Origin of the sequence: Streptomyces sp. 71268, assembly GCF_029392895.1 — a bacterium.
Lineage (GTDB): Bacteria > Actinomycetota > Actinomycetes > Streptomycetales > Streptomycetaceae > Streptomyces.
On the sequence record NZ_CP114200.1, the window covers coordinates 6,277,450 to 6,298,365 of the forward strand.

Genomic DNA, 20,916 nt, shown 5'->3' on the forward strand with positions numbered 1-20,916 from the left:
TCGCGGAGAGCCCGGTGAGCGCCCCCGTCGCGGGCGGCGCCGCCCCCGTCCTGGTGGCCAGCGACCTGGACCGGACGCTCATCTACTCGGCCGCCGCGCTCGGGCTCGACATGCCCGACGCGCGGGCGCCGCGCCTGCTGTGCGTGGAGGTCTACCAGGCCAAGCCGTTGTCGTACCTGACCGAGACCGCCGCCGGGCTGCTCACCGAACTCGCCTCGGCCACCACCTTCGTGCCGGCCACCACCCGCACCCGCGAGCAGTTCGGGCGCATCCGGCTGCCGGGCCCGCCGCCGCGCTACGCGGTCTGCGCCAACGGCGGCCACCTCCTGGTGGACGGCGAGAGCGACCCCGACTGGCAGCGCACGGTGGACCGGGCGCTGCGCGGCGAGTGCGCCTCGCTGGCGGAGGTACGGGCCCACCTGGTGGCCACGGCCGACCCGGCCTGGCTGCTCAAGGAGCGGGTCGCCGAGGACCTGTTCGCCTACCTCGTGGTCGAGCGCGCGCTGCTGCCCGACGGCTGGGTGGCGGAGCTGACCGACTGGGCCGACCAGCGCGGCTGGGGCGTCTCGCTCCAGGGCCGCAAGCTGTACGTGGTGCCGCGCCCGCTGACCAAGAGCGCCGCCGTCGCCGAGGTGGCGCGGCGCACCGGGGCGCGGCGGGTCCTCGCCGCCGGTGACGCCCTCCTGGACGCGGACCTGCTGCTCGCCGCCGACCAGGGCTGGCGCCCGGGCCACGGCGAGTTGGCGGCCGTGGGCTGGTCGGCGCCGCACGTCACCGCCCTCGCCGAGCGCGGGGTCGCCGCCGGTGAGGAGATCCTGCGCCAGTTCCGCAAGGCGGCGGCCGACGGCGCCTGACCGGGCCGGCCACGCGGCCCGCCCGGTCAGGCACCCCGGCCGCCCCTCAGCCGCGCCGCTTGCCGCGCCCCGGCCGGGCCAGCCGCAGGGTGACGAAGGCGAGGACGGCCAGCACGGCGGCGGCGAGCACGCCCTTGGAGTAGACCGAGACGTAGTCGGACACGTCCTCCCAGTTCTCGCCCAGGGCGTAGCCGGCCAGCACGAACGCCGTGTTCCACAGCAGGCTGCCGAGGGTGGTCAGGAGCGTGAAGACGGGCAGCGGCATCCGCTCGACGCCGGCGGGCAGGGAGATGAGGCTGCGGAAGATGGGGATCATGCGGCCGAAGAAGACCGCCTTGGTGCCGTGCCGGACGAACCAGCGCTCGGTCTTGTCGATGTCGGCCGGCTTGACCAGCGGCAGCCGCCCGGCCAGCGCGATCACCCGGTCCCGGCCGAGCAACGCGCCCACCCAGTACAGCGCGAGCGCGCCCACCACGGAGCCGGCGGTGGTCCACACCAGCGCGGCCAGCAGGTTCATGTCGCCCTGGCTGGCCGAGAAGCCGGCGAGCGGCAGGATCACCTCGCTCGGCAGCGGCGGGAACAGGTTCTCCAACGCGATGGCGAGTCCCGCGCCCGGCGCTCCCAGGGTGTCCATGAGACCGGTTGCCCAGTCGGTGATGCGATCCGTCATGCCCGAAACGCTAGGAACGGCGCCGCCCCCGGGCCATGGTGTGCGCCGCCCACCAGGCCGGCCGTCGACCACAGCCACGACCTGCGGAAATCCTCAGTGTGCCGGCCCCGGTGGGGCGGTTAGCGTGCGGGGCATGGTCATGTGGGTGCGGCGCGGGCTGCGCATATCGGTGGGGCTGGTGATCGGCGGCTGCACGGCCGTGGTGGGCCTGGTGTACGCGGCGCTCAGCGGCCTGGCGCTGCTGTGCGTGTTCGTCTGGCCGCGGGCCCGGCAAACGGTGCTGCGGGCCGTGGCCGGCGGCGCGCGCCGCCTGGCGCGGGTGGAGCGGCGCCGCCTGGCGTACTTCCTGCACGTCGAGATCGGCTCCTCCTACGGCGGCAGCCGGGCGCTCGGCTACCTGGCCGTCCGCTGGCTGCTCGCTCCGCTCGGCTGCCTGGTGGTGCTCTCCGTGCTGATCGGCGCCCTGTACGGGTCGCTGATCATCTGGGGCTGGCCGATGTTCCACTCGTACAACCGCGACGAGCAGATCTACTCCTCCGTCGCCGGCATGTTCCTGCTCTTCCTCGCCGCCCAGGGCCTGTTCGGCGTCGTCGCCCTGGAACAGCGGGTCGCCTGGTACTTCCTCGGCCCCGAACCGCAGGACGAGTTGCGCCGCCGGATCGAGGAACTGGCCAGCAGCCGGGCCGGCGTCGTCGCCGCCGTGCACGACGAGCGCCGCCGCATCGAACGCGACCTGCACGACGGGGTGCAGCAGCGCCTCGTGGCGCTCGGCATGCTGCTCGGCCGGGCCCGCCGGGGCCAGGACGCGGCGCGCACCCAGGCCCTGTTGGAGCAGGCGCACGCGGAGAGCCGGCAGGCGCTGGACGAGCTGCGCGAGGTGGCCTGGCGGGTCTACCCCACGGTTTTGGACGAGGCGGGGCTGCGGGCCGCCCTGGAGACCGTCGCCGAACGCGTCGGGCTGCCCGTACGACTCGACTACGGCCTCACCGCCGAGCCCGCGACCGAGGTCCGCACCGTCGCCTACTTCGTCATCAGCGAGGCCGTCACCAACGCCGTCAAGCACTCCGGGGCACAGCGCGTGCACATCGCCGTGACCCGCGCCCCGGCCGAGCCCGCGCCGCCCGCCCCGGTGCCCGTCGCCACGGGGCTGCCCGGCGCGCGCGACGGAGCCCCGGAGCCGGCCCGACCCCGACCCCCGGCCCGCACCGCCCGCGGCGCCGACCGCGCCCCGTCCTTCGTCCTACGGGCGCGGATCACCGACGACGGCTCGGGCGGCGCCGACCCGACGGGCAGCGGCCTGCTCGGGCTGGCCCGCCGGGTCGCGGCCATCGACGGCACCCTGCGGGTGGACAGCCCGCCGGGCGGCCCCACCACCATCACCGCGGAGTTGCCATGCGCGTAATCCTGGCCGACGACTCGACCCTGCTGCGCGAGGGCCTGGTGCGGCTGCTGACCGAGGAGGGCCACGACGTCGTCGCGGCCGTCGGCGACGCCACCGCGCTGCTGGCGGCGGTGGACGAGCACCCGGCGGACGCGGTCTGCGTCGACGTGCGGATGCCCCCCACCCACACCGACGAGGGGCTGCGCGCCGCCCTGGAGATCCGCGGCCGCCACCCCGGGCTCGGGGTGCTCGTGCTCTCCCAGTACGTCGAGAAGCGCTACGCCACCGAGCTGCTCACGGGTGAGATGACCGCCGGCGGCGGGGGCGTCGGCTATCTGCTGAAGGACCGGGTCATGCAGGTGGACGAGTTCCTGGACGCCCTGGAGCGGGTCGCCGCGGGCCAGGCCGCCTTCGACCCCGAGGTGGTACGCCAACTCCTGGCCCGCAGCACCCACACGGACCCGCTCGCCCGGCTCACCGAGCGCGAGCGCGAGGTGCTCGGCGAGATGGCGCAGGGGCACGCCAACGCCGCCATCGCGCAGCGGCTGCACGTCTCCCGCAGCGCCGTCGAGAAACACATCAACGCCATCTTCGACAAGCTGGAGCTGACCGGAACCACCGGCTACAGCCGCCGGGTGCTTGCCGTGCTCCGCTACGTGGGTAGTTAGGGCGGGATCGCCCCGTGCGGCACGCCGTGCCGCCCGGGGCGCTCGCCCAGGGCGGCCACACCGCTCGGTGGGCGGTCGCCGCCTTCGGGCGAGTGCGAGGAACGCCGTCGCTCCGCAGTGAGAGGGAAGGGTTTCCATGGCCGATTCCAAGCGTCCGGCACAGTCCAGCGCGCTGCACGCCTACGTACTGGCGCACAACCCCCCACCCGACGCCGTACAGCGCGAACTCGTCGCCCGGACCAGGGCCGCCCTGCCGGACCACGCGGGCATGCAGATCGCCCAGGAGCAGGGGCCGCTGCTCGCGTTCCTGGTCCGGCTGATCGGCGCCCGCCACGTCGTGGAGATCGGCACCTTCACCGGTCTGTCCACCCTGTGCATGGCCCGGGCGCTGCCCCCGGACGGAAGGCTCATCGCCTGCGACGTCTCCGCCGAGTGGGCGGAGTACGGCCGCGCGGCCTGGCAGCGCGCCGACGTCGCCGACCGCATCGACCTGCGCATCGCCCCCGCCCTCCGGACGCTGCGCGCGATGCCCCCCGAACCCCATGTCGACCTGGCCTTCATCGACGCCGACAAGCAGGGCTACCTGGCCTACTGGGAGGAGCTGGTGCCCCGGATGCGCCCGGGCGGGCTGATCGCCGCCGACAACGTCTGTTACGGCGGCGAGGTCGCCGACCTGTCCTCCGCGTCCCCCAACGGCGCCGCGATCCACGCCTTCAACGAGCACGTGCTGGCCGACCCCCGGGTGGACTCGGTGATGCTGGAGGTCGCCGACGGCCTGACACTGGCCCGCCGCCGCTAACCACCCCGCCCCGGCCCCGGGGCGTCCGGCGAACGCGCCGCGCGCGGCTAGGCTCCCCTCCCAGGACGCGCGCGGCGCCAGCACCTCGCGGCACGGCTGTACGTGACGAGGGGCGCTGGCCAGGCGCGGGCGCGGGAGACGTGGAGGAGAGGCAGTGGTGAACGGCGCGACCGCGGGCGACACCGCGGCGGGCGGTGCCGTGGCGGGCGGCGCGCCCGCGGGCCGGCCGCGGACGATGTACCAGAAGGTGGCCGCCGACCTGCGGCAGGCGATCACCGACGGGGCGTACGGATCGGGCGGCCGGCTACCGGCCGAGGGCGACCTGGCGCAGCGCTACGGCGTCTCGCGCGGCACCGTACGACAGGCGCTCGCCGTGCTCCGCGCGGAGGGCCTGGTCACCTCCCGGCGCGGCACCCGCCGGGTCGTGCTCGGCTCCGAGGGCGCGCAGAGCTTCGGCGAACTCCTCAGCTTCACCCGCTGGGCCCGCTCCATCGACGAGGAGCCCGGCGGCCGGGTCGTCTCGATCGAGCGCCACCCGGCCGACGCCACCGAACGCGAGCTACTCCGGCTCGACACCCAGGCCACGGTCTACCGCATGCTCCGGGTCCGTACGCTCTCCGGCCGGCCGGTCATGATCGAGCGCACGGTCTACCCGGAGTCCGTCGGCGCCCTCGTCGCCGCGCTGGACCCGGACACCGTCTCGCACACGGTACGGCTCGAGGAACAGGGCGTCATGATCGCCGACGCGCACCACACCATCGACCTCGTACGGGCCGACGCGGACGACGCCCGGCTGCTCGGCTGCCAACCCGGCGACCCGCTGCTCCGCGAGCGCCGCCGCAGCACCGATCCGGCCGGCGCGCCCATCGAGTGGTCGGACGACCGGTACGTACCCGGCACGATGGCCTTCACGGTGCACAGCTCGGCCGCCACCGGCTCACTCGCCCGGCGCCGCGCCACCCCCGAGGAACCGGACTAGGACGCGGACGCGGGACCAGGCCGGGCCCCGGCCCCGCCACCGGCGGAACGCTGAGCGCGCGGGCCGGCGGACAGGTGGGCCGGGACGGCCTGGTAGGGACGCCGAGCGCGTTACTTGCGGGCGCTCAGCCGCAGCAGCCACCGCCGCAGCAACCGCCCCCGCCCCCGCCGCCCGCGGCGGGCGCGGGACCACGCGAGGCGGCGCCGGTACCGACGGCGACCGTCGACAGCAGCTTGACCGTGTCGCCGTGCCCGTCGGGGCAGGTGGCGGGCGCGTTGAAGTCCGCCATGGGCCGGCTCAGCTCGAAGTTGGCGCCACAGGCGCGGCAGCGGTATTCGTAACGAGGCATGCCCGCAGCCTAATCGCGATCCGCCGCCGGCCGGACCCCTGTGCGCAACCCCGTCCCGACCGCCGCCCCACGGCCACGCGGCCCGCGCGTCGTGGCCGGGAGTCGGCGCGGGTCAGCCGCCGGACGCCCCGCGCTCCTCGCGGATCTCCCGCACCACCCGGGCCGCGGTCTGCCGCACGGCCTCGGTCTCGGTGAGGAAGTGCCACCAGTCGGGGTGCCGCCCCTCCAGACCGGCGATCGCGCGGTCCAGCCGCGCGACGGCGTCGTCGAGCGGGCGGGCGTGGCGCGGATCGGGGGTGTTGCGCCCCGCCATGGCCAGCCGCTGCGCGTCCCGCACGGCGAACCGGGTGCGCTCCACCTCGTGCGCCTGGTCGTGGGAGACCTCGTCCAGCCGGCGCAGCCGGTCGCCGGCGGTGGACACCGCCTCGTCGGTGGTGTTGAGCAGCGCCCGCGCCGTGGACAGCAGGGCCAGCGCGTCCGGCCAGCGCTGCTCGTCGCGGGCCACCCGCGCCTCGGCCAGCCTGGCCTCGGCCTGCGCCACCGCGTGCGCGGCCTGCTCGGGCACGGGCTGGAGGTCCTGCCAGCAGGCGGCGCTGTAGCGCCGGCGCAACTCGCTGAGCACCGGCTCGACGCCCGCGGCGCGCGTGGTGATGGCCTCGGCCCTGGTGCGCAGCGAGACCAGCCGTTTGTCGATGTCGGCGGCGGTCGCCGGCAGCCGCTCGGCTTCCCCGCGCACGGCCTCGGCCGCGCGCAGCACGTGATCGGCGCGCCGGATCGTCTCCTGTACGCCGTGCTGCCCGGCGCCCTGGTTGAGCTTGGTCAGCTCGGGCGAGAGCGCGGCGAGCCGGGCCGCCAACTCGTCGGCCCGCAGCCCGGAGGCTCGTACCGCGTCCAGCGCCTGGGTGGCGGCCAGCAGCGCCTGCCGGGCCCGTTCGACGGCCGGCGCCAGCCGGGCCAACTGGGTCTCGGCCGTACGCAACAAGGGCGCCAGGCCCTCGGCGAACCGGTCGAGGTCCCCCTTGGCGCGCTCCAGACCGGCCTTGGCCCGCGTCAGTTCGGCACGGGCGCGGGAGGCGGCGGAGGCTTCCAGGTCGTCGCGGTCCAGGTCGTGCGAGTCGACGGCGCTGATGTAGTCGTGGCTGGCCTGGTCGATGCGCTGACCGAGCGCCGCGAAGTCGCTGACGGCCCGGCGCGCGGCGGGGGAGTCGTCCACGGCCGCGATCGTCTCGATGGAGATCCGCAGGTCCCGCTGGGCGGTGTCCAGCTCGTAGAACGCGGCGGCGGCGGCGTCCTTGGCCGCCTGCGCGTCGGCCCGCTGACTCTCACCCCGCCCGAACCAGCGCCGCGTCCCGCCCCCGGTGAACGACCCGGCCAGCGCGGCCAGCACCAGCGGCACCGGCAGCGCGACGAGCACGAGGACGTCCCCGGCCACCCGGCGCGTGGCACCGCCGCCGCAGGCGCGTCCGGCCGCACGGCGGGCCACGGCGGCGGAGCCGGCGCCGCGCCGTACGGCAGCGGCGGCGGTCGCACCGGCTTCGGCGGTGGCGCCGGCACCGGCCCTGGTGGTGGCACCGGCGCGGGCTTCGGCGCCCGCGTGGGCCGGGCTGGTCACGGCGGCCGGGGCGACGGCGCGGGCGGGCGGTCGGCCATGAAGCAGGCGACGTGCTAGGCGTACAGACTGCGCGGTGGTCGCCGTCACTACCCTCTCCCGATGAATCGCCCCAGGCCCGGATGCCATTCTCCCACCCGTTAGGGACGAACACACGGGCCGGATAGTTCGCGCCCCACCCAGCCGATCCGAGCACCCCCCGCCCCTCGCCTCCACCCTCCGCCCCTGCCCAGCGCCCCCACGGCCCGACCGGCCGCGGCCCGGGCCCACAGGGGCACGAGTTTGCGAGTACGGGGCCGGGTCGGGGTAGGCTGTCGGCGCGTGCCAGGGCGCATAGCTCAGCGGTAGAGCGCTGCTCTTACAAAGCAGATGTCACAGGTTCGATCCCTGTTGTGCCCACCCAGCCGGCCTGGTCCCTCCTCGCGAGACCGCGAGAGGGACCGGGCCGGAAGTGTTTTCCGGGCCCGGTGGCGGAGCGCGTCGGGCGAGGTGTCGGTGGTCGGGTTCGTCGGCGCGTACGAGCCTCCCGCCCGACCCCGCCGCAGCCCCCGGAACCGGGCTCCGAAACGGTGTCGGAGGGTCCCGGCCGGCCGGCGAGGCCGCCCGTGGAGCGCATACTTCAAGCCCACTCTCGCGGAGCATGTTTGACGCCACGTCAACAACAAGAGTCCGGGGGTGTCTTCACTCGTACGAGTGTTCTTCGGCTCCCAAGAATCGTTCTTGCATGCCCTCTCGATGAGGCTCGCCGCTAGCGTGGCCCGTCTGTCACCCCAGTTGCCAATGGCGTGAAATCGACGTCGGCGAGCACCAGGCACCGGCACCAGGCGTACCCGTGCCAGGGCGGCAGGTCAGGCGGACATGGGGACCTCGGCATGGGCTGTGACCATCAACGGAGGACGGCGGCGGTGGAGCACGGGGAGACCGCCCGGTCCGCCCGCACGCAACGGGCGCTCGGGCCGGCGGAGGCCGGGACGGTAGGTGCCCTCAACGGGCACTCGGGACATCTGGGGGAGACATGCGGTACGGGGGATGCGCGGGACACGGGAGTGACCAGGGGAGCAGGGGGTGCGGGGGCTGTGGGGGAAACGGGGCCGTGCGGCGGGTGTGGGGTGAGCGTGAGCGGTGCCGCCTGGGCGAGCGAGCGGGACGACGGCGAGCGGCTGGCACGGTCGTACGACGTGCGCGGCTGCACCGTCGTGGAGCTGTCGGGGGATGTGGATCTCGCCACCGCTGGGGCGATCCGGGTCGTTCTTGACGAGGCGACGGCGCCGAACGGCACCCCGCACGTCGTCGTCGACCTGCGGCGCACGACGTTCTTCGACTGCACGGGGCTGGCCCTGCTGGTGCGCGCCGAGGAGCGCATGACGCGGCGCGCGGGGCGGCTCGGCCTGGTCTGCGCGCACGCCGTCACCCTGCGGCTGATGGAGATCGCCAACCTGACGGGGCTGCTGCGGCCCGTGCCGACGCTGGAGCAGGCCCTGGAACGGGCAGCGTGACCGGTATCGGCGCCAGGCAGGAGACGGCGGCCGAGGACGGGCGCGCGCCGGGCGCGGCCTCGTCGGAGCGCAGCAGCGGGCTGTTGTGACGCAGCAGCCACAGCCGGTACGCCGGGTTCGCCCAGGCCAGCTCCAGGTAGGAGGCCCTGAGGTCGGCGTAGAGCGCGTCCGCGTCGGGGGCGCAGGTGGTGTGTGGCCGGGAGACCATGAACAGCCGGACGGTCAGCGGGTCGTCCCGGAGCGGGCGGATCACCGTGCCCTCGCGGGCGCTCGTGGTGGGCTGGCAGGGTGTGACGGCCTCGCCGGAGGCGACGAGTTCGGCGGCCGTGGTGTTGTCGCGTACGTGCACCAGACGGGGGTTGAGGTCGGCCTCGGCGAAGACGCGGCGCAGCGCCGCGCACTCGTCCTCCACGGTCAGGTCGACCACCCAGCGGTCGTCGGCCAGGTCGGCGAGTCGGACCACGGGGCGTTTGGCCGCCGGGTGGGTCGCGGAGAGGGCGATGAACTGCGGCTCCCGGGCGACCAGTTCGCGCCGCTCGACGCCGCTGGGCACGGGCAGCGGGAAGCCCGAGAACTCGTGCACGAACGCCACGTCGAGCTGCTGGGTGGCCACCATCTGGAGCAGCATCGTGGCGGAGACGTCGACGTGGATCGTGGTGTCCGTGTCGGGCAGCCGGGCGTGCAGCCTGCGCAGCCAGCCGGCCACGGCGCGGTTGCCGGTGCTGCCGATGCGCAGGTGCGCCTCGCTGATGTTGGCGGCGGCGTCCTTGGCGGCGGTGACCAGGGCGCTCATGTCGGCCACTATCGGCCGGGCCCGGGCCAGGATGGACCGCCCGAGCGGCGTGGGATGGCTGCCTGACTGTTCGCGGGTGAACAGCAGGCCACCGATCGCCTTCTCGATGCGCCTGAGCTGTGTGGTGAGGGACGGTTGCGTCATGCCCAGTTGCAGCGCGGCCTTGCGCACGCTGCCCGCGTCGGCAATAGCACAGAGCGCACGAAGGTGTCTCACGTCGAGCTCCACGGCCGGAGCATAACGGCGCACGCGCGGCGCACACCAGAGACACCATCCGATCGTCCGCGTCGGCGTCCGGACGACGGCGCGTCGCCCCACGTTGCCCTTCCGGCCCCGTAGCAGTGGTGCCTTGCCCGAGTACGAGCGGGTATGCGCGGTTCACCGACTTCCGCGCCCCTATAACGCCGTGCTATCGCCAGTTGGCATCATCCGCGCCGCGCGATCCCTCCCTGACACTCGGCGGGACACGTTCCGGACGGCCCGACCGCTACCCCACGGCGGTCGCCGGGGTCCCCGGACGCACGAAGGAGTCCCCCCACATGAAGCACTCCAGGATATTCCTGTCGGTCTCGCTCGGCCTCGGCCTGGCCACCATGAGCGCGCTGCCCGCCTCGGCCGCCACCAGCACGGACGCCGCGCAGCGCTCGACGCCGGCCAGCATCGCGGCGTACGAGGCGTCCGGCGAGAACGCCGCGGCCACCAAGGCGTTCTTCACGGCCGTCATCGAGTCGGCCAAGGCCAAGCAGGCCAGGACCGGCGAGCGGGCCGTCACCGTCACCTACGACGCCAGCCAGGCGCCCACCTTCGCCTCGCAGATCGCGCGCAGCACGCAGATCTGGAACTCGCACGTGTCCAACGTGAAGCTCCAGGAGGGCTCGGGCGGCGACTTCCAGTACCGCGAGGGCAACGACCCGCGTGGCTCGTACGCCAGCACCGACGGGCACGGCAGGGGCTACATCTTCCTGGACTACAGGCAGAACCAGGAGTTCGACTCGACCCGGGTCACCGCGCACGAGACCGGCCACGTCCTCGGCCTGCCGGACAACTACTCGGGCCCGTGCAGCGAGCTGATGTCGGGCGGCGGCCCCGGCCCGTCCTGCACCAACCCGAACCCGAACGCGCAGGAGTCGGCCCGCGTCGACCAGCTCTGGGCCAACGGGATCGCCAACGTGAGCGCCTTCGACAAGGGCGCGTTCCTCAAGTGACGCCGCCCGTGGCCTGACCCCGCACGACGGACCGGCCGCCCCCGCACGTCCAGTGCGCGGGGGCGGCCGGTCCGCTGCCGTACGGAACGAGGCCGGGGCCGTCGGGCCTGACCGGCCGTGTCGGGCCAGGCCGGGCCGGGGATCAGTAGAGCTTGTTGACCGCGGTCGTCGTGGTCTGCTTGAAGTCGGGCACCTGCGCGTGCTGGAAGTTGCCCATCTGGCCCCACTTCACGACCGTGACCGTCCGGCCGTCCCGGCCCACCGAGAACATGTTGATGTCGGACGAGCCCCAGGCGTGGGCCGTGTGGATGCCGTAGACGTTGGCGCCCTCCTCGACGTTGATCGAGCCGAAGTCCCGGAACTCCGCCGTCATGTCGGGGTCCTCCTGCTCGACCTTGTCCGCGCAGGCGCGGATGGTCTTGTTCCACAGGGCCGCCAGCGACTTGGCGCGCGTCTCGTCCCGCTCCACGACGGTCACCTGGACCGCGCCGGTGTCGTACTCGGTCCAGAAGTCGCGGTGTACGGAGGTGGCGCCGGGCAGCGCGGGGCCGACGCAGAACGGCAGCGGGTCCGGCGTGCCGGCGGTGACGGGGCTGGCGTACCAGGCGGAGGAGGCGTGCGGGGGCAGCTCGTTGGGCGCCAGGAACGCGGGCTCGGCCGCCTGGGCCGCCCGCGGGGCCGCGGTCGCGGTCGGAGCGAGTACGGCGGTGGTCGCCGCGGTGGCCAGGACGGCCAGGCCGACGGCGCCGGCCCGGCCGAGCCGGGCCCGGACGCCGGCACGGGCGGTGCTGACGGTGGTGCTGGCGCTGACGGTGGTGCCGGTGCTGGCGCTGTTGTTGAGGTGCGAGTGCTTGTTCATGGGGCAACTTCGCCACGGCCGCGCCCGGGCCGGCAAGGGAGCCGCGCTCATGCGGGACGCTGGAACGCCAAAAACCCCGTTCACCTGCGGAAATGCCCGTTGCCTGGAACGCTGGCGCGGAACGCGGGAACGGCGCTGGCACTAGGATCGGGCAGCGTGTCGACCCCATCGCCCCCACGACGACGGAAGCCGCGCGCCGACGCCGAGCGCAACCGGGCCCGTGTCCTGGCCGCCGCCCGCGCGCTGTTCACGGCACGTGGCCAGGACGTGCAGATGCCCGAGGTGGCTCGGGCCGCGGGGGTCGGCATCGGCACCGTCTACCGCCACTTCCCGAGCCGGGCCGCGCTCATCGAGGCCGCGGGCGAGGCGCGCCACGACGACATCGTCGAGTTCGGCCGTACGGTGTGCGTGCCGTGCCCGGACGCCGCCGACGGGCTCGCCCGCTACATCGGGTACATCGGCGAGGTGCTGGCCAGCGACCGTGGGCTCACCGCGTCGATCGAGGCGACCCTCGGATCGGCCAGGCCCGAGGGCGCGGCGGCGGAGCGGACCGAGGCCATAGCGGCCGAACTCATCGCGCGCGCCAGGACGCAGGGGACGATCCGGCCCGATGTGGAGGTCGCGGACCTCAGCATGATCGTGTGCGGGCTCGCGGCGATCATCCGCAACGGGACCGGGGACTGGCGTCGTTACCTGGACATCAGCCTGGCCGGCCTGCGCGACGTGTCCGCCGGCCCGCTCGACGCGGCCCCGCGCGACGCGGCCTCACGTGACGCGGCCCCGTTGGGCGCGGCCCCGGCCGCCGCCCCCGTGCCCCGGCCGAGCGGTGGGCCGCGCGACGCCACGACCTCCGGCGAGCGCCACGAGGCGGCGACCTGACGGCCCGCCGGGCCAGCGGCCGCCGGACCCGTGCTTCCGGCGCGGCGCCCGCCGCACCGGGCGGGCACACGGCGGGAGCCCGGCCCGCGGGCTGCGGGGCCGGGCTCCTGTCGTACGGCGTGGGCGGCGTGCGCGCGGCGTGGCGGTGGGCGTTACGCGGACTCGGCCGCCACCAGCTCCGCGAGCTGTACGGCGTTGAGCGCCGCGCCCTTGCGCAGGTTGTCGCTGGCGCAGAAGAAGGCCAGGCCGCGGCCGTCGGGGACGGTCTCGTCCGACCGGATGCGGCCGACGAACGTGGGGTCCTGGCCGGCGGCCTGGAGCGGCGTGGGGATGTCGGAGAGCGTCACGCCCGGCGCGTCGGCGAACAGCTCGGCGGCCCGCTCGGGGCTGATCGGCGCCGCGAAGCGCGCGTTGACCTGGAGCGAGTGCCCGGTGAAGACCGGCACCCGGACGCAGGTGCCGGAGACGAGCAGCTCCGGGATGCCCAGGATCTTGCGGCTCTCGTTGCGCAGCTTGCGCTCCTCGTCCGTCTCGCCCGAGCCGTCGTCGAGCAGCGATCCGGCCATCGGCAGCACGTTGTACGCGATGGGCCGGGCGTACTTGCGCGGCTCGGGCAGGGTCACGGCCGAGCCGCCGTGGGTGAGCCGCGCCGCCGTCCCGGCGGTCTTCTGGATCTGCTCCTCCAACTCGGCCACGCCCTCCAGGCCGCTACCGGACACCGCCTGGTAGGAGGCGACGACCAGGCTCTCCAGGCCGGCCTCGGCGTGCAGCGGGCGCAGCACGGGCATGGCCGCCATGGTGGTGCAGTTGGGGTTGGCGATGATGCCCTTCGGGCGCTCCGCGACGGCCTCCGGGTTCACCTCGGAGACCACCAGCGGGACCTCGGGGTCCATCCGCCAGGCCGACGAGTTGTCGATCACCACGGGCCCGGCGGCGGCCACCTTGGGGGCCAGCGCCTTGGAGGTGGCGCCGCCCGCCGAGAACAGCACGATGTCCAGGCCGGAGTAGTCGGCGGTGGCCGCGTCCTCCACGGTGATCTCGGTGTCCTGCCACGGCAGGGTGCGCCCCGCCGAGCGTGCCGAGGCGAACAGCCGCAACTGCTCCACCGGGAAGCCACGCTCGGCGAGTATGCCGAGCATCACCCCGCCGACCTGGCCGGTGGCACCGACGATTCCGATTCTCATCCTGCTCCTCCACTCACCCGCGCCCGCCGGGACCGGCGGACGCACCGCCACCCCCGGTCGTGCTCCGTCATCACGTCGTCACCCCGTCCGCACGCGCCCCCGCCCCCGGGGGCGACCCCCCGCCGCCCCGCTGGCCGGGCGCGTACGACCGTTGCAGTATCTCCCGCACCTTCCCGTCCGCCGCCCCGGTGTAAGCCCGATCCGCGGGTGAAGCGGGTCACGCGGATGGGCGGGTTCCGATCGTGGGTGTGATCTCGGACCGGGGCGACGCGGCTGGCGGCGGCGCTACGGGCGGGGGCGGCCGGGCGCCCGCCCGGGGCGGCGGGGCGCCGCCGATCCGGCCAGCCACCTTGCCCGGGCGCCGAGTTGCGGCCACGGTTATGCCCTGTGGGTGTGCCAGGCACCCGCGTCCACCCCGGATCGGAGGCGCCGTGGCACCCCTCGCTCCCTTCGTACCACCGCACGAGGTCATCGGAGAGGGCCCGCACCGGGTCGTGGCCGTCCACGGCTGGTTCGCGGACCGCTCCGCCTACACCGCGCTGCTCCCGCACCTCGACCGCCAGGCGTTCACCTACGTCCTGCCGGACCTGCGCGGATACGGCAAGGCGCGCGGGGTTCCCGGCGAGTACACCACCAGCGAGGCGGGGCACGACCTGCTGGCGCTCGTCGACCACCTGGGGTGGGAGCGCTTCTCCGTGCTGGGCCACTCCATGGGCGCCGCGGTGGCCCAGCGGCTGCTGGCGGCGGCCCCGCACCGGGTGCGCCGGTTGGTGGGCGTCTCACCGGTGCCCGCGAGCGGGGTGCCGATGGCGGGCGAGCAGTGGGAACTGTTCGCGTCGGCCGCGGAGCGCCCGGACAGCCGGCGCGCGATCATCGACCTGACGACGGGCAACCGGCACCCCGACGCCTGGCTCGACCTCATGGTCCGACACTCGGTCGAGCACATCGACCCCGAAGCGCTCCGGGCCTGGCTGGACTCCTGGGCCCGGGAGGACTTCCACGAGCAGATCGAGGGCCTGCCGCTGCCGGTACGGGTGGTGGTCGGCGGGCACGACCCGGCGCTGTCGGCGCGGGTCATGGGCGAGACCTGGCTGCGCTGGTATCCGGCCGCGGAGTTGGTGGAACTGCCGGCCGCGGGACACTACGCGGCCGACGAGGCCCCGCTCGAACTCGTTCGCGTGGTGGAGGACTTCCTCGCACCGGACGCCGGCTGAGGGCGCGGCGCCCACACCGGGCCCCGCGCCCCGCCCCCTCGCCCGCGCGGCCGGAAACCACCGCAGGCTGTCAGCGCCTACGGCTACGTCAGCGCCTACGGCTACGTCAGCGCCTACGGCTACGTCAGCGCCTACGGCTACGACTGCGGTTACGGCTGCGGCTCGACGGCGCCGGTCGCGTCGGTGGGGCTCACGGCGGTGGGGCTCGCGTCCGTGGGCGGGGCCGCCGTGGGCGTCGGGTCCTCGCCGTCGGGGTGCGCGGTCCCGGCGGTCTCCCCCAGCTTCTCGCGCCGCTCCCGCTCCGTCTGCTCGTACTCGGGCAGCAACCGCCTGGTGATCCGGTCGACGTAACCCCGGGTCTCGTTGAACTCCGGGATGCCCCGCGCCCGCAGCACCGCGCCCGGGCCCGCGTTGTAGGCGGCGAGCGCCAACTTGGTGCGGTCGCCGGGGACGTCCTTGACCGAGTCGTACAGGTGGCACAGGTAGCGGGCCTGCGAGGCGATGGCGTCCTTCGGGTTCCAGACGTCGGCCTGGCCGTCGCCGTCCCCGTCGCGGCCCCACTCGGTCCAGGTGACCGGCGCGAACTGGGCGATCCCGTCGGCCTTGCCCGAACTGGCCCGCGGGTCCCAGCCGCTCTCCGCGTCGATCTGCGCGGCGAGCAGCGGCACGCTCAGCGGCGCGCAGGTGCGGGCGGCGGCCTCCAGGGTGGCGCGGTGTTCGTCCGGGACCGTGGGCAGCGGGTCCGATCCGTCCGTCACCAGTTCGCGTACGGCGAGGACCCCGGCGCCCAGCAGCGCCGCGCTGACCACGATGCCCAGACCGGAGCGGGCACGGCGGGTCACCATACGGAAGCGGAAGGTGGGGAGATGAGCATGGGAGGGACGATAACCGGATTTACGTGGGCGCCCGTAATCGGACGTGGGCGTGCGCCGGTTGATCCGCATTCGCGTTCCCACCTCGTGCGCGGGTGCCCCGCCGTGGGCCGCGCCGCCGGACGTCGCACGGGCCCGCGCGGTCTCGCGCGGGCCCGTAACGGGGAGTGGTGCGGCGGCGGTTGGCCGGTGTGGCGGTCAGGCGGCCTGCTGGGCCTTCTGGTTGCTCGGCCGCCGGCTCATCACGTACCCGGCGATCGTGCCCACGGCGAACAGGGCGAGCACCGAGACCGCGGTACTGAGCCACGTGGCGCCGAGCCACTGGCTGCCGAGGTAGCCGAGGCCCACGCTGTACGCCGCCCACATCAGCCCGGCCAGCGCCGACCACGGCAGGAACTCGGCGACCTTGCGGTGTGCGGCGCCGGCTCCCAGGCTCACCACGGAGCGACCGGCGGGCGCGAAGCGCGCGAGGACCACGAGCGTGGCCCCGCCGCGCTCCAGCGCGGCGCCCAACTTCTGCTGGGCGGCGGTCAGTCGGCGGGAGCGGGCGATGGCGCGGTCGAGGCGTTCGCCACCGCGCCAGGCCAGCCGGTAGGCGACCAGGTCGCCGAGGACGGAGGCGGTGGCGGCGCACAGCACGAGCGCGAGCATCTCGGGGACGTCGGCGTCGGGTTTGACGCCCCGCGCGGCCCCGACGGCGTCGGCCGTCGTCGTGCCGGCGGCGGCGGTGGCCGCGGCGATCACCAGGATGCCGCTGGGTAGTACGGGCAGGAAGACGTCGAGGACCACGGACGCACCAATGATCACGTAGATCCACGGGGTGTCGACCAGCGACCCCAAGGTTTCCAGCAACGTCTCTCCCGGTCCCGTTCCCCCGCCGCGACGTCGCAGGGGAGCGGCAGGAGCGGCCTCTTCAGCACAGCCATACAGCGTATGCCTGTGCTGATAGAGCATACCGAGCCGAGGGCGGTCACCGCGGCTGCATAACGCCGAGATCACGGCGTACGGCCGCCCGCGGCGCGGGTGACCGGGCGGTCTCCGGTCGATCATGCGCCCGATACCCGGGTGCACACCATGAGCAACGGTTCATAACGGTCCACTCGCGCGGGCGGGTCTCGGTATCTCGATATGTCGACTCGTCATCACGTCGTTACATCCGCAGGTCGGCGAAGTCGCTCGAACCGCGGCCGTCGGGACCCCCGGTGGTCGGCTCTGGCGGGCCGGAACGGCACCCGGCCGCGCCCCGATCGTGATCGGGGCGCGGCCGGGTGGAGACTGCGCGGGTGGTGCCGGACGTCGCCCGGTGGAGGCGGGCGGTGGGCCGGCGGTCGCCGGGCGGCGTCAGACGCGGGTCGGCTGGCGGTGCGGCTCGGTGACGCGCCGCTCGCCGAGGAGCCGGTCCAGGGCCCAGGGGCCGGGGCCGGTGAAGACGATCATGAGGAACGCCCAGCAGAACATCGCGGACGCCTCGCCGCCGTTCTCCAGCGGCCACAGCTTCTCCGTCTGGTGCTCGGTGAAGTAGGCGTACGCCATCGAGCCGGAGGATATGAAGGCCGCGCTGCGGGTGAACAGGCCGGTCATCACGAGGACGCCGCCGACGAGCTGGATCACGGCCGCGTACCAGCCCGGCCAGGTGCCGGTGTCCACGGTGCCGCCGGCGCCGTCGACGCCGCCGAAGCTGCCGAAGAGCGACGAGGCGCCGTGGCAGGCGAAGAGCAGGCCGACGACGATCCGGAAAAGCGAGGTGACGCGCGGTCGCGCGGCGTCGAGTTGCTCGGTGAGCGAGCTGGGGGACGACATGACAGGGGACTCCTCGTTTCGGGGACGGGAAACAACGAGGGGGCCAGGTTAGGGACGCCTAATAGTTTGTTGCAAGTTCAAGTTCTGCCAGATCTGCTCGTCCCGTGCCGGTGCTCGCGCGTCGGCGGGAGTGGTGGGGGTCGCGCGGCGGCGCGGGTGCCCGCTTTTGTCCATCGCCGCTGCCAGGGGCCGTGTGGTAGCCGGTGGGCGCGCGTTACGCAAGGTCGTTGCGTGTGCGGTGGGGATCGCCCCGTTGTGGGCGGGGTGTTGTGAACGGGCTCGGTCGCTGTGTCGAGCGTAGGGCGACATGGGCATGACCGTCAGGTGGTCTCGACCAGTTGGTATGGACTTTTTGTGGGTCGCTGGTGAATCGCTTCCTGGCGCCCTGGGTGGCCTGGCTCTCGAATGGCCGAAACGCATCGCCTTGGTCGGGGTGCGGCCCCCCGTTCCGCATGTGCCGGACGCGGCAGGTCCCGCCCGTCGGGGTGGGATGCCGGTCGAGCCGCCCGGGAGGAGTGGTGCGCGTCGGTGTGGCGCGAAGGTGTCGCGAGGGCGCTTGGTGCATCTCCACTGTCAACGTCGGGTTGACGCGCCAGGATTTGTCAACCTACGGTTGACGCATGACGAAGCCCTTGGACATCACGCCCCCCGTGCGGCTCGACGAACTGATCGAGGCCATCAGGCGGGCCCACCCCGACGCGCTCGACCAGCTCTCCGGCGCGGTGGTCGCCGCCGACCACCTCGGCGACCTCGCCGACCACCTCATCGGCCACTTCGTGGACCAGGCCCGCCGCTCCGGCGCCTCCTGGACCGAGATCGGCAAGAGCATGGGCGTCACCCGGCAGGCGGCCCAGAAGCGGTTCGTGCCCAAGGGCGCCACCGAGGCGCCGGCGCTCGACGCCCAGCAGGGCTTCAACCAGTTCACCACCGCCGCCCGCAACGTCGTGGTGAGCGCCCACAACGAGGCCAAGACCGCGGCCAGCCCCGAGGTCGGCCCCGCGCACCTGACCCTCGGCCTGCTGAGCGCGCCCGACACGCTGGCCGCGCAGGCCATCCGCGCCCAGGGGGTGCCCCTGGAGCGGGTACGCGAGGCGGCGCTCGCCGCGCTGCCCGCCCCCGCCGCCGGCGAGGCGCCCGAACTCATCCCGTACAGCGCGGACGCGCGCAAGACGCTGGAGCTGACCTTCCGCGAGGCGCTGCGCCTGGGCCACCGCGAGATCGGCACCGAGCACCTGCTGCTCGCGCTCCTTGAGCAGGAGGACGGGGCGGGCGTGCTCACGGGCGTCGGCGTCGCCAAGGACGCCGCCGCGGCCCACGTGGCGCAGGCGGTCGCCGACAGCGCGCCCACCGACGAGCCGGGGTAGCCCGCGCGGCCCGGGGCCCCGGTCAGCCGGGCGTCAGGTCCCGCTGCTCCGTGGTGACCAGGCGTGCCGGCCCAGGGCCGGACCCGCGCGTCTGGTCGAGCCGGAGCCGGGCGTGCCTGCCGCGCAGGGTCAGGGTCATGAGCTGGTTGCCGAACCACGGCCCGCCCGTGCGGCGCCAGCTCAGCTTCGGGCGGCCGGCCCTGGCGTGCCGGGCGAAGAGGCGGCCGAGCAGCCGCGCGGGCCGGCTCCAGCCGAACCGGAAGCCGATCCGGATCGAGGCCGGGATGCTGTTGTGCACCGGCGAGCAGGTCAGTTGCAGCACCCGGCTCACCGGCGGCCGTGGCCACCGCGACCAGTCCGGCTCCGCGACGTAGGCGTGGTGCACGTCACCGGAGAGCACGCTGATCGTCGCGGGCGCGGCGGGTCCGCCGCCCGCCTCGGCGATGAGCTGGGTCAGCGCGTCGAACGAGGCGGGGAAGGCCGACCAGTGCTCCAGGTCGGCGCGTTGGCGCAGGTCCTCGGAGATCCTGGTCCAGCGCGGGCCGCGCTCGCCGGCGCACAGCGCCGCGTTCCAACCCTCGACGTCGTGGACGAAGGGCGGCAGCAGCCACGGCAGCGAGGCGCCGACGAGCAGGTGGTCCACACTCTCGGGGGCGTCGTGGAGCTGGTCGCGCAGCCAGCTCAGCTCCTCCTTGTCGAGCATCGACCGGCTGCCCTCGGTCAGCACCCGCGCGGCCCGGTTGTCCACCATCACCAGCCGCACCCGGCCGAAGTCGCGGCGGTAGCTCCAGCGGGTGAAGGTCGGGTCGGCGTCGGCGCGCGCCGCGAAGTCCCGCAGCAGCTCCGTGGCCCCGTCCGGCCCCTCCCGGTCGGCCGCGCGGACGGCCGCGAACAGCTCGTCGGCCGCGAGTTCGGCGGGGGAGAGGTTGCCCAGGTGCTGGTAGACCCAGTACGACATGAGGCCGCTCAGCACGCGCTCGCGCCACCACGGCGTGGCGCGCATCCGCGCCTGCCAGGCGGCGCTGGTGTTCCAGTCGTCGCTCACGTCGTGGTCGTCGAAGATCATGCAGCTCGGCACCGTCGACAGCAGCCAGCGCACCTCCGGGTCGAGCCAGGACTCGTCGTAGAGGCGGGTGTACTCCTCGTAGTCGGCGACCTGGTCCCACGGTGGCTGGCTCAGGTCGCGCCGGGTGGCCAGCCAGTCGCGGGTGGCCGCCGAGGTCTCGTCCGCGTACACCTGGTCGCCGAGGAGTACGAGCACGTCGGGGCGGTCGCCGTCCGGGTCGCGGGCGATGCGGGCGGCCAGCGCGTCGAGGGCGTCCGGGCCGATCGGGTCGTGCCCACCGCCCCCAGCGGCGGGCGGCGCGGCCCACCGGCAGGAGCCGAAGGCGACCCGTACGGCGCGGTCGCCCGTGGCCGTGGCCTCGTCGCCCGCGTCGGTCCGCGCGGGTGGGGTGTGGATCGTGGAGGCGGGGAAGCGGGAGTCGGGCAGCGGCCACACCCGCTCGCCGTCGAGCAGCACCTCGTAGGCGACCACGCTGTCCGGGCGCAGCCCCGCCACCTCCACCAGGGCGTAGTGGTGGCCGGCGAGCCGCCAGGTGTGGGCCGTGCCGCCGGGCCCCGGCGCGGGGTGGCCCGCCCCGCGCGCCGGCGCGTCCGCCGGGGGCGCGCAGCGCACCTCGACCTCGCACGGCGCGTCGGTCTCGACCCACACGGTGGCGCGCTCGCCGGTCTCCCAGTCGATCTGGCGTAGCAACGGCCCCAGTCGCAACCCGGCCATCCGCGCTCCCTCCATCGCCCTCACCCGCCGACCCGCGGGCGTCTCACCGGTGGCCGCCGGCGGCCACCGCCGCGGCGCCGCGTGCCGTGCGGGCCCGGCGTACCCGTGTTCGTACGGTACGGAACGGGGGGGCCGGGCGGGGCGGAACGCGACCGAGGGAG

At 74.6% G+C, this 20,916-nt stretch carries 20 protein-coding genes and 1 tRNA gene; 11 read left to right on the forward strand and 10 right to left on the reverse strand.

The genetic code is table 11. The annotated features are described in order from the left end of the window. Nucleotides 1-110 precede the first annotated feature (110 nt). Nucleotides 111-854 carry an HAD family hydrolase gene (locus OYE22_RS24905; protein WP_348652277.1) on the forward strand — a complete coding sequence of 248 codons (744 nt, stop codon included), beginning with the start codon at nucleotides 111-113 and terminating at the stop codon, nucleotides 852-854. A 46-nt stretch (nucleotides 855-900) separates the two neighbouring features. Here the strand turns inward: OYE22_RS24905 and OYE22_RS24910 are convergent, their stop codons facing one another. Continuing rightward, the gene (locus OYE22_RS24910; RefSeq protein WP_277322473.1) at nucleotides 901-1,524 is read right to left on the reverse strand and encodes a DedA family protein; all 624 of its coding nucleotides are present in this window, start codon (nucleotides 1,522-1,524) and stop codon (nucleotides 901-903) included. 133 nt (nucleotides 1,525-1,657) lie between these two features. Here OYE22_RS24910 and OYE22_RS24915 point away from each other — a divergent pair, with 133 nt between their 5' ends. The 4 genes from OYE22_RS24915 to OYE22_RS24930 all read left to right on the forward strand — a co-directional run bounded on the left by OYE22_RS24915 (nucleotide 1,658) and on the right by OYE22_RS24930 (nucleotide 5,351). Continuing rightward, the gene (locus tag OYE22_RS24915; RefSeq protein ID WP_277322474.1) at nucleotides 1,658-2,926 is read left to right on the forward strand and encodes a histidine kinase; all 1,269 of its coding nucleotides are present in this window, start codon (nucleotides 1,658-1,660) and stop codon (nucleotides 2,924-2,926) included. After that, nucleotides 2,917-3,573: a response regulator transcription factor gene (locus OYE22_RS24920; RefSeq protein WP_277322475.1), complete on the forward strand. Its 657-nt coding sequence runs from the start codon at nucleotides 2,917-2,919 to the stop codon at nucleotides 3,571-3,573. The genes OYE22_RS24915 and OYE22_RS24920 overlap by 10 nt, the downstream gene beginning before the upstream one ends. A gap of 136 nt (nucleotides 3,574-3,709) precedes the next feature. Continuing rightward, nucleotides 3,710-4,372 (forward strand): class I SAM-dependent methyltransferase, encoded by a 663-nt coding sequence (locus OYE22_RS24925; protein ID WP_277322476.1) that lies wholly within the window; start codon nucleotides 3,710-3,712, stop codon nucleotides 4,370-4,372. A gap of 157 nt (nucleotides 4,373-4,529) precedes the next feature. Continuing rightward, nucleotides 4,530-5,351: a GntR family transcriptional regulator gene (locus OYE22_RS24930; protein WP_277322477.1), complete on the forward strand. Its 822-nt coding sequence runs from the start codon at nucleotides 4,530-4,532 to the stop codon at nucleotides 5,349-5,351. A gap of 124 nt (nucleotides 5,352-5,475) precedes the next feature. Here the strand turns inward: OYE22_RS24930 and OYE22_RS24935 are convergent, their stop codons facing one another. Both OYE22_RS24935 and OYE22_RS24940 read right to left on the reverse strand, forming a co-directional pair. Next, nucleotides 5,476-5,700, reverse strand: a complete 225-nt coding sequence (locus OYE22_RS24935) for a zinc ribbon domain-containing protein (protein ID WP_277322478.1) — start codon at nucleotides 5,698-5,700, stop codon at nucleotides 5,476-5,478. Nucleotides 5,701-5,812: 112 nt separating this feature from the next. Continuing rightward, a complete protein-coding gene (locus OYE22_RS24940; protein ID WP_277324305.1) occupies nucleotides 5,813-7,132 on the reverse strand; it encodes a hypothetical protein in 1,320 nt (439 codons plus the stop codon). 504 nt (nucleotides 7,133-7,636) lie between these two features. Here OYE22_RS24940 and OYE22_RS24945 point away from each other — a divergent pair. Together OYE22_RS24945 and OYE22_RS24950 are read left to right on the forward strand one after the other, a co-directional pair. Continuing rightward, nucleotides 7,637-7,708: transfer RNA gene (locus OYE22_RS24945), tRNA-Val, on the forward strand. 716 nt (nucleotides 7,709-8,424) lie between these two features. Then, the gene (locus OYE22_RS24950; RefSeq protein ID WP_277322479.1) at nucleotides 8,425-8,805 is read left to right on the forward strand and encodes an anti-sigma factor antagonist; all 381 of its coding nucleotides are present in this window, start codon (nucleotides 8,425-8,427) and stop codon (nucleotides 8,803-8,805) included. Here OYE22_RS24950 and OYE22_RS24955 read toward each other — a convergent pair. Further along, complete coding sequence (locus tag OYE22_RS24955) at nucleotides 8,717-9,814, reverse strand: LysR family transcriptional regulator (protein WP_277322480.1); 1,098 nt, start codon at nucleotides 9,812-9,814, stop codon at nucleotides 8,717-8,719. The two genes, OYE22_RS24950 and OYE22_RS24955, sit on opposite strands and share 89 nt — an antisense overlap. A 323-nt stretch (nucleotides 9,815-10,137) precedes the next feature. Between OYE22_RS24955 and snpA the strand changes: the two genes are divergently transcribed. After that, nucleotides 10,138-10,803 (forward strand): snapalysin, encoded by a 666-nt coding sequence (snpA, locus tag OYE22_RS24960; RefSeq protein WP_277322481.1) that lies wholly within the window; start codon nucleotides 10,138-10,140, stop codon nucleotides 10,801-10,803. 142 nt (nucleotides 10,804-10,945) lie between these two features. Here snpA and OYE22_RS24965 read toward each other — a convergent pair whose 3' ends face one another. Then, the gene (locus OYE22_RS24965; protein WP_277322482.1) at nucleotides 10,946-11,662 is read right to left on the reverse strand and encodes a hypothetical protein; all 717 of its coding nucleotides are present in this window, start codon (nucleotides 11,660-11,662) and stop codon (nucleotides 10,946-10,948) included. Nucleotides 11,663-11,818: 156 nt separating this feature from the next. Here OYE22_RS24965 and OYE22_RS24970 point away from each other — a divergent pair, with 156 nt between their 5' ends. After that, nucleotides 11,819-12,541: a TetR/AcrR family transcriptional regulator gene (locus OYE22_RS24970; RefSeq protein WP_277322483.1), complete on the forward strand. Its 723-nt coding sequence runs from the start codon at nucleotides 11,819-11,821 to the stop codon at nucleotides 12,539-12,541. Between the two features lie 152 nt (nucleotides 12,542-12,693). Here OYE22_RS24970 and OYE22_RS24975 read toward each other — a convergent pair whose 3' ends face one another. Next, nucleotides 12,694-13,725, reverse strand: coding sequence for an aspartate-semialdehyde dehydrogenase (locus OYE22_RS24975; RefSeq protein WP_277322484.1), 1,032 nt, complete (start codon nucleotides 13,723-13,725; stop codon nucleotides 12,694-12,696). Nucleotides 13,726-14,156: 431 nt separating this feature from the next. On the opposite strand from OYE22_RS24975, the gene OYE22_RS24980 reads away from it, so the two are divergent. Continuing rightward, nucleotides 14,157-14,939, forward strand: coding sequence for an alpha/beta hydrolase (locus OYE22_RS24980; protein ID WP_277322485.1), 783 nt, complete (start codon nucleotides 14,157-14,159; stop codon nucleotides 14,937-14,939). Between the two features lie 149 nt (nucleotides 14,940-15,088). Here the strand turns inward: OYE22_RS24980 and OYE22_RS24985 are convergent, their stop codons facing one another. The 3 genes from OYE22_RS24985 to OYE22_RS24995 form a co-directional block, all read right to left on the reverse strand. After that, entirely contained in the window at nucleotides 15,089-15,784 is a 696-nt protein-coding gene (locus OYE22_RS24985; protein ID WP_277322486.1) for a lytic transglycosylase domain-containing protein, read from the reverse strand. A gap of 225 nt (nucleotides 15,785-16,009) precedes the next feature. Further along, nucleotides 16,010-16,663: a VTT domain-containing protein gene (locus tag OYE22_RS24990; RefSeq protein WP_277322487.1), complete on the reverse strand. Its 654-nt coding sequence runs from the start codon at nucleotides 16,661-16,663 to the stop codon at nucleotides 16,010-16,012. A gap of 489 nt (nucleotides 16,664-17,152) precedes the next feature. After that, the gene (locus tag OYE22_RS24995; RefSeq protein ID WP_277322488.1) at nucleotides 17,153-17,611 is read right to left on the reverse strand and encodes a DoxX family protein; all 459 of its coding nucleotides are present in this window, start codon (nucleotides 17,609-17,611) and stop codon (nucleotides 17,153-17,155) included. A gap of 620 nt (nucleotides 17,612-18,231) precedes the next feature. On the opposite strand from OYE22_RS24995, the gene OYE22_RS25000 reads away from it, so the two are divergent. Next, a complete protein-coding gene (locus tag OYE22_RS25000; RefSeq protein WP_277322489.1) occupies nucleotides 18,232-18,975 on the forward strand; it encodes a Clp protease N-terminal domain-containing protein in 744 nt (247 codons plus the stop codon). 22 nt (nucleotides 18,976-18,997) lie between these two features. Here the strand turns inward: OYE22_RS25000 and OYE22_RS25005 are convergent, their stop codons facing one another. Continuing rightward, a complete protein-coding gene (locus OYE22_RS25005) occupies nucleotides 18,998-20,755 on the reverse strand; it encodes an alkaline phosphatase D family protein (RefSeq protein ID WP_277322490.1) in 1,758 nt (585 codons plus the stop codon). Between the last annotated feature and the right edge of the window lie 161 nt (nucleotides 20,756-20,916).

Coding starts and splice junctions, on each gene's coding strand:
- OYE22_RS24905 (WP_348652277.1), top strand. CDS start 111: ATGCCCGACGCGCGGGCGCCGCGCCTGCTGTGCGTGGAGGTCTACCAG.
- OYE22_RS24910 (WP_277322473.1), bottom strand. CDS start 1,524: ATGACGGATCGCATCACCGACTGGGCAACCGGTCTCATGGACACCCTG.
- OYE22_RS24915 (WP_277322474.1), top strand. CDS start 1,658: ATGGTCATGTGGGTGCGGCGCGGGCTGCGCATATCGGTGGGGCTGGTG.
- OYE22_RS24920 (WP_277322475.1), top strand. CDS start 2,917: ATGCGCGTAATCCTGGCCGACGACTCGACCCTGCTGCGCGAGGGCCTG.
- OYE22_RS24925 (WP_277322476.1), top strand. CDS start 3,710: ATGGCCGATTCCAAGCGTCCGGCACAGTCCAGCGCGCTGCACGCCTAC.
- OYE22_RS24935 (WP_277322478.1), bottom strand. CDS start 5,700: ATGCCTCGTTACGAATACCGCTGCCGCGCCTGTGGCGCCAACTTCGAG.
- snpA (WP_277322481.1), top strand. CDS start 10,138: ATGAAGCACTCCAGGATATTCCTGTCGGTCTCGCTCGGCCTCGGCCTG.
- OYE22_RS24965 (WP_277322482.1), bottom strand. CDS start 11,662: ATGAACAAGCACTCGCACCTCAACAACAGCGCCAGCACCGGCACCACC.
- OYE22_RS24975 (WP_277322484.1), bottom strand. CDS start 13,725: ATGAGAATCGGAATCGTCGGTGCCACCGGCCAGGTCGGCGGGGTGATG.
- OYE22_RS24985 (WP_277322486.1), bottom strand. CDS start 15,784: ATGGTGACCCGCCGTGCCCGCTCCGGTCTGGGCATCGTGGTCAGCGCG.
- OYE22_RS24995 (WP_277322488.1), bottom strand. CDS start 17,611: ATGTCGTCCCCCAGCTCGCTCACCGAGCAACTCGACGCCGCGCGACCG.
- OYE22_RS25000 (WP_277322489.1), top strand. CDS start 18,232: ATGACGAAGCCCTTGGACATCACGCCCCCCGTGCGGCTCGACGAACTG.
- OYE22_RS25005 (WP_277322490.1), bottom strand. CDS start 20,755: ATGGCCGGGTTGCGACTGGGGCCGTTGCTACGCCAGATCGACTGGGAG.